Consider the following 7,134-nt stretch of genomic DNA (forward strand, 5'->3'; position numbering starts at 1 on the left):
CCCACAGGGCTCCTCCCACAGGGCTCCTCCCACAGGGCTCCTCCCACAGGGCTCCTCCCACAGGGCTCCTCCCACCAGGCGCTCGGTCGGTCAGTCCGGGTGGGAGGCGCTGCGGTCACGGCCGGCGCCGTGCTGGCGGTCCAGYTTGCCGAAGATTTTCTTGAACACTCGGGAGAACTTGCCTCGCTTGGTCTTGCGGGTTTTTTCCTCCTCGGAGGTCAGCCAGGCGACCTGGATGACCCGGCGCTCGCCTTCATAAGGCAGGTGGCCGTGGAAGGAGTTCTCCGAGCGACGGAACACGGCAAACTCGCCATAAAGCGGCTTGAGCTCCGGCGCCACGGTGTTGTCGATATTGTCGATGGAGGCCAGGAAGCGCAGGCAGCCGTCACTGGTGTCCGGCCACATCGGGTTGAGGTAGATCAGCGCGGTGGCGATCTTGGACTTGCTGTCGGTGTGGATGGTGCCGTGGCGCTTGTTGAGCAGCCGGCACAGGGTGACCAGGGTGGGGTAGTCCTCCAGCCCCGGAATGCCCAGATGGCGCCCGATGGCCGAGGAAAACGCCCGCGACGTCATCTGCGCGACCAGCTCGTTCACGGACGGACCGCAGTCGCTGGCGTCGTACGGGAAAAACCCGGCGCTGGTGTATTGGGGGAAGTCGCGGTCGAGATCGTTGCGCGATTCGTCCGGTAACTGACCGTGCGCGATCATGAACGAAAACGGCTCATGCCGGATGTCGGTGTCGGGACGCTCCAGTCGGGCGGGGTCGAGCAGCATGCGGGCGGATCTCGGCTAAGTACCTCGGGCATCATTGTATCGTGTCAGGCAGGGTTGCCAGCGATATTTTCCTACGAGGCCGTTCACGGTTTTCCGATGGACAAAACGCGCCTTCACACCTATCATTCATACCCGCCCAATGATCCCTTATCCCCAAGGCCCACGAGCCGCTTAAAGCAGGCTTGCGGGCTTTGCTGCACCTGAAGGCGGCCCATCCCATGCGTACTCCTGCTCTGCTTGCTCTCGAAGACGGCAGCGTTTTTCACGGCCACTCGGTCGGTGCACGAGGCGAAACGATTGGCGAGGTGGTGTTCAACACCGCCATGACCGGTTATCAGGAAATCCTGACCGACCCGTCCTACTCCCGCCAGCTCGTCACCCTGACGTACCCCCATATTGGCAACACCGGCACCAACGACGTCGACGTCGAGGCCGATCGCGTTCACGCGGCGGGCCTGATCGTGCGCGATGTGCCGCGCCTGGCCAGTAACTGGCGCAGCACCGAGCCGCTGCCGCACTACCTCGCGCGCCACAACGTCGTGGCCATCGCCGGTATCGACACGCGCCGCCTCACGCGCATCCTTCGGGAGAAGGGCGCGCTGAACGGCTGCCTCGTCGCCGGTGACGCCATCGACGTGGACGCCGCCGTGGCCAAGGCGAAGGCCTTCCCGGGCCTCAACGGCATGGATCTGGCCAAGGTGGTCAGCACCACGAAGACCTACCAGTGGAGCGAGGGCACGTACGACCTCGACAAGCAGGCCTTCTTCAACGCACCGAAGAAATTCCGCGTGGTGGCCTACGACTACGGCGTGAAGCAGAACATCCTGCGCCTGCTCGCCCACCGCGGCGTCGACATCACCGTGGTGCCTGCGCAGACGCCGGCCTCGGAAGTGCTCGCCATGAACCCGGACGGCATCTTCCTCGCCAACGGCCCGGGCGACCCGGCAGCCTGCGACTACGCGATCGAAGCGACGAAGCAGATCCTCGAAACGAAGATCCCGTTGTTCGGCATCTGCCTGGGTCACCAGATCCTCGCGCTGGCCATCGGCGCGAAGACGCTGAAGATGAAGTTCGGCCACCACGGCGCGAACCATCCGGTGAAGGACCTCGACACCGGCCGCGTGCTGATCAGCTCGCAGAACCACGGCTTCGCGGTGGACGCGGAGACGCTACCGGCGAACGTCCGCGTGACGCATACCTCGCTGTTCGACGGTTCCCTGCAGGGCTTCGCGCTGACGGATCGGCCGGCCTTCTGCTTCCAGGGCCATCCGGAAGCCAGCCCGGGCCCCGAAGACGTCGGCTACCTGTTCGACACGTTCATCGCCTCGATGGAAGAGCACAAGGCCAAGCGCGCGTCCTGACGCGCAGCTAGCCCCCCACTCAACCATCCGCTTCGATTCGCGAGAGAAACCATGCCCAAGCGCACAGACATCAAGACCATCCTCGTCATCGGTGCCGGCCCGATCGTCATCGGCCAGGCCTGCGAGTTCGATTACTCCGGAGCGCAGGCCTGCAAGGCGCTGAAGGAAGAGGGTTACCGCGTCGTCCTGGTCAATTCGAACCCGGCGACGATCATGACCGACCCGGACACGGCGCATGCCGTCTACATCGAGCCGATCAACTGGCAGACGGTCGAACGCATCATTGCCAAGGAGCGCCCGGACGCGGTGCTGCCGACGATGGGCGGCCAGACCGGCCTCAACTGCGCGCTCGACCTTGCCGACAACGGCGTGCTTGAGAAGTACAACGTCGAGCTGATCGGCGCGTCGCGCGAAGCCATCCGCATGGCCGAAGACCGCAACCTGTTCCGCCACGCCATGGCCGACATCGGCCTGGACTGCCCGAAGGCGGAAGTCGCGCGCTCGATGGAGCAGGCGCTGGAAATCCAGACCACCGTCGGCTTCCCGACCATCATCCGCCCGAGCTTCACGCTTGGCGGTTCGGGCGGCGGCATTGCCTATAACAAGGAAGAATTCATCGAGATCGTCGGCCGCGGCCTCGAGCTCTCGCCCGTGCACGAAGTGCTGGTCGAAGAGTCGGTGCTGGGCTGGAAGGAATTCGAGATGGAAGTGGTCCGCGACAAGGCGGACAACTGCATCATCGTGTGCTCGATCGAGAACTTCGATCCGATGGGCGTGCACACCGGCGACTCGATCACCGTCGCGCCGGCTCAGACGCTCACCGACAAGGAATACCAGCGCCTGCGTAACGCGTCCATCGCGGTACTGCGCAAGATCGGCGTCGACACCGGCGGTTCCAACGTGCAGTTCGGCATCAATGCCGAAGACGGCCGCGTGGTCGTCATCGAGATGAACCCGCGCGTGTCGCGTTCCTCGGCGCTGGCCTCCAAGGCCACCGGCTTCCCGATCGCCAAGGTCGCCGCCAAGCTCGCCGTCGGCTACACGCTGGACGAACTGCGCAACGACATCACCGGTGGTCTCACGCCGGCGTCGTTCGAGCCGTCCATCGACTACGTCGTCACCAAGATCCCGCGCTTCGCCTTCGAGAAGTTCCCGGCCGCCGACGCACGCCTCACCACCCAGATGAAGTCGGTGGGCGAAGTCATGGCGATGGGTCGCACCTTCCACGAGTCGCTGCAGAAAGCCCTGCGCGGCCTGGAAATCGGCAAGACCGGCCTCAATCCGACCGGCCTGGACATCGGCAGCGAGGAAGGCTTCCTGACGCTCAAGCGCGAACTGCGCGAGCCGCGTCCGGATCGCGTGTTCCACGTCGCCGATGCCTTCCGCGCTGGCCTGTCGCTGGAAGAAGTGCACGACCTCACGCGCATCGATCCCTGGTTCCTCGCCGCGTTCGAAGACATCGTCATCACCGAAGGCGAGATGCAGCGCCAGGGTCTCACGGCGCTCAACGCCGAGCGCATCCGCGAGCTCAAGCGCATGGGCTTCTCCGATGCACGCATGGCCGAACTGGTCGGCACGGACGAGAACGCACTGCGCCACCTGCGTCACACGCTGGGCGTCCGCCCGGTGTACAAGCGCGTCGACTCCTGCGCCGCGGAGTTCGCCACCACCACCGCGTACATGTACTCCACGTACGAGGAAGAGTGCGAAGCGAACCCGACCAACCGTGACAAGATCATGGTGCTCGGCGGTGGTCCGAACCGCATCGGCCAGGGCATCGAGTTCGACTACTGCTGCGTGCATGCAGCGCTCGCCCTGCGCGAGGATGGCTACGAAACCATCATGGTCAACTGCAACCCGGAAACCGTCTCGACCGATTACGACACCTCCGACCGCCTGTACTTCGAGTCGCTGACCCTCGAAGACGTGCTGGAAATCGTCGACCTCGAGAAGCCGAAGGGCGTCATCGTGCAGTACGGCGGCCAGACCCCGCTGAAGCTGGCGCGGGCGCTCGAAGCCGCCGGCGTGCCGGTGATCGGTACCAACGCCGAGTCGATCGACCTGGCCGAAGACCGTGAGCGCTTCCAGCACCTGATCACCAAGCTCAACCTCAAGCAGCCGCCGAACCGCACYGCGCGCAACGCCGACGAAGCGCTGGCCCTGGCCCGCGAGATCGGCTACCCGCTGGTCGTCCGCCCGAGCTACGTGCTCGGTGGCCGCGCCATGGAAATCGTCTACGCCGACGCCGACCTCTCGCGCTACATCCGCGATGCCGTGCAGGTTTCCAACGATTCGCCGGTGCTGCTCGATCGCTTCCTCGACCATGCCGTGGAAGTGGACGTGGACATCGTCGCGGACGCCGACGGCAACGTGCTGGTTGGCGGCATCATGGAGCACATCGAGGAAGCCGGCGTGCATTCGGGCGACTCCTCGTGCTCGCTGCCCCCGTACTCGCTGTCGCAGGAAGTGCAGGACGAAATGCGCCGCCAGGTGACCCTGCTGGCGCGTGAGCTGAAGGTCGTCGGCCTGATGAATACGCAGTTCGCCATCCAGGGTGACGACGTGTTCATCCTCGAGGTGAACCCGCGCGCTTCGCGCACGGTGCCCTTCGTCTGCAAGGCCACCGGCATGTCGCTGGCGAAGATCGCCGCGCGCGCCATGGCCGGTCGCACGCTGATCGAGCAGGGCACGACCAAGGAGATCATCCCGTCGTACTACTCGGTGAAGGAAGCGATCTTCCCCTTCCTGAAGTTCCAGAACGTCGACCCGATCCTTGGCCCCGAGATGAAATCCACGGGTGAAGTAATGGGCGTGGGCCGTACGTTCGGCGCCGCGTTCGCGCGCGGCCACGAGGCCGCTGGCATCAAGGCACCGCCGAAGGGCAAGGTGTTCGTATCCGTGCGCGATGCCGACAAGGACCGCCTGCTGCCGATCGCCAGGGACGTCGTCGAGCGTGGCTACGTGGTCGTCGCCACCTCGGGTACGGCGAAGTTCCTGCAGGACAACGGCGTGGCGTGCGAGCGCATCAACAAGGTGCTCGAAGGCCGCCCGCATATCGTCGACCTGATCAAGAACGGCGAAGTGGTCTATATCGTCAACACCACGGAAGGCAAGCAGGCCATCTCCGATTCCTTCTCGATCCGCCGCGAAGCGCTGCAGCAGCGCGTCACGTATTCCACGACGGTCGCAGGCGCGCGTGCCCTCGTGCATTCGCTCGACTTCCATGCCAATGGCGAAGTGAACAGCCTGCAGGAACTGCATAAGGAGCTGAACGCATGAGCAGCCGTCCTCCCATGACCCAGAGGGGTGCCGATCGTCTGCGCGACGAGCTTGAGCACCGGAAGCGCGTCAAACGGCCGGAGATTGTCGCGGCCGTCGCTGAGGCTCGCGCTCATGGCGACTTGAAGGAAAACGCCGAGTATCATGCAGCGCGTGAGATGCATGGTTTCAACGAAGGCCGTATTAAAGAGCTGGAAAGCGCGCTGTCGAATTCCGAGGTGATCGATACCGAACGCCTGACGATGGGTAAGCGTGTCGCGTTCGGCGCTATCGTCGACCTGATCGATGTGGATACCGATGTGGCAGTGACTTACCAGATCGTGGGTGATCTCGAGGCCGACATCAAGATGAGCCTTATCGCAGTGTCGTCTCCCATTGCTCGCGCGCTTATCGGCAAGAGCGAAGGCGATGAGTTCGATTTCACCGCTCCCAACGGCGTGAAGACCTACTCGATCGAGAAAGTCCGCTACAGCTGATCGCTGGCTGCATGCTGACGAGAAAAGCCCCTCTGCGAGGGGCTTTTTGCTTTCTGTAGGAGCCGATTCATCGGCGATCCCGCGGCGGCGGGCAAGGTTGATGCAAGCACCCAATCGCCGATGAATCGGCTCCCACAAAAGGCGGATTAGTGGAGGGCTTGCAGGATGCGCTCGAGCTTGTCGGGATTGCGCTGTATGAGGATCTGGGTGATGTGCTCGCCGTCGACGACGTAGGTCTGCACCGATTCCAGGGCACCGTTGAGGAAACGCAGTAGCGAGGCCTCGCCGTTGATGGTCGCCAGTTCCAGGCGCAGGCCGTACTTGTAGCGGAGGTTGGCCGCGTAAAAGAGTTGGGCGATGCGCTGGCCGCCGACCATGGGTTTCGGGAAGCTGTTGACCTTGCCGCCGCCGTCGCCCATGAGTACGGCATCGGCCGCGAGCATGGAGCGTATCGCGGGGAAGTCGCCCGCGGAGAGGGCGCTGGCAAAGCGGTGCATCAGATGGCGGTGGGTGGCTGGCGTCACCGACTGGCGGGGGCGCTCGTCGCGAACCTGGTCCTTGGCGCGATGGACGAGCTGCCGGCATGCCGCCTCGGTCTTGCCCAGGGTCTGCGCGATTTCAGGATAGTCCGAGTCGAGGACTTCGCGCAGGATGAAGGCTGCGCGAGCCTCGGGGGTGAGGCGTTCGAGCAGGAGCAGGAAGGCAATCGAGACGTCGCTGGCCAGCTCCTGCAGGGACTCCGGCGAGCGGGAATCCTCCGTCATGACCGGCTCCGGCAACCAGATGCCCGCATAGTGCTCCCGACGCGCCTTCGCCGCGCGCAGGCGGTCGATCGAACGCCGGGTGGTGGTGGTCACCAGCCAGGCCTCGGCGTTGTCGATCGAGGCCCGGTCGGCTTCGTTCCAGCTGATCCACACATCCTGCACGACATCTTCGGCTTCGGAGATCGAGCCGAGCATCCGATAAGCAATGCCTTGCAGGCGCGGGCGTAGCGCGGTGAACGTGGCGGTTGCGTCATTCATAGAGACTAAGACGTTGCTCCCTGGGTCTCTGTGACAGGGTACGTCAGTCGAACGCCGGCCGCCTTGGTGGAACCACCTCAGTGAACGGGAATAAGTACCGGTGCGTTCTGGTTCTTCAGAAGGAACACCACGAACTTGGCCGGCTCGGTCTTGCTGGCGTTCCGGCCGACCGTGTGGATATCGTTCGGGCCTTCGTAGAAGGTGTCGCCTGCCTTGAGGACC

General features: G+C 64.2%; 5 protein-coding genes. 3 read left to right on the forward strand and 2 right to left on the reverse strand.

The features are described from left to right. Window positions 1–90 precede the first annotated feature (90 nt). Window positions 91–774 (reverse strand): 2OG-Fe(II) oxygenase family protein, encoded by a 684-nt coding sequence (locus AC1DSN_RS16000; RefSeq protein WP_213948199.1) that lies wholly within the window; start codon window positions 772–774, stop codon window positions 91–93. 218 nt (window positions 775–992) lie between these two features. Between AC1DSN_RS16000 and carA the strand changes: the two genes are divergently transcribed. Genes carA through greA form a run of 3 tightly spaced genes read left to right on the forward strand, consistent with a single transcriptional unit; the run spans window position 993 to window position 5,890 of the window. Further along, a complete protein-coding gene (gene carA / locus AC1DSN_RS16005; RefSeq protein ID WP_063570741.1) occupies window positions 993–2,135 on the forward strand; it encodes a glutamine-hydrolyzing carbamoyl-phosphate synthase small subunit in 1,143 nt (380 codons plus the stop codon). Window positions 2,136–2,186: 51 nt separating this feature from the next. Next, window positions 2,187–5,414, forward strand: coding sequence for a carbamoyl-phosphate synthase large subunit (gene carB / locus AC1DSN_RS16010; RefSeq protein WP_213948198.1), 3,228 nt, complete (start codon window positions 2,187–2,189; stop codon window positions 5,412–5,414). Continuing rightward, window positions 5,411–5,890 (forward strand): transcription elongation factor GreA, encoded by a 480-nt coding sequence (gene greA / locus AC1DSN_RS16015; protein ID WP_063570732.1) that lies wholly within the window; start codon window positions 5,411–5,413, stop codon window positions 5,888–5,890. The genes carB and greA overlap by 4 nt, the downstream gene beginning before the upstream one ends. A 146-nt stretch (window positions 5,891–6,036) precedes the next feature. Here greA and AC1DSN_RS16020 read toward each other — a convergent pair whose 3' ends face one another. Continuing rightward, window positions 6,037–6,912: an RNA polymerase sigma-70 factor gene (locus AC1DSN_RS16020; protein ID WP_477331616.1), complete on the reverse strand. Its 876-nt coding sequence runs from the start codon at window positions 6,910–6,912 to the stop codon at window positions 6,037–6,039. Between the last annotated feature and the right edge of the window lie 222 nt (window positions 6,913–7,134).

It is taken from the genome of Luteibacter sp. P4_D7_3, assembly GCF_056401735.1.

What these genes read in the sequence shown, in the direction of transcription:
- carA (WP_063570741.1), top strand. Translation starts at nt 993, where the DNA reads ATGCGTACTCCTGCTCTGCTTGCTCTCGAAGACGGCAGCGTTTTTCAC.
- AC1DSN_RS16020 (WP_477331616.1), bottom strand. Translation starts at nt 6,912, where the DNA reads ATGAATGACGCAACCGCCACGTTCACCGCGCTACGCCCGCGCCTGCAA.
- greA (WP_063570732.1), top strand. Translation starts at nt 5,411, where the DNA reads ATGAGCAGCCGTCCTCCCATGACCCAGAGGGGTGCCGATCGTCTGCGC.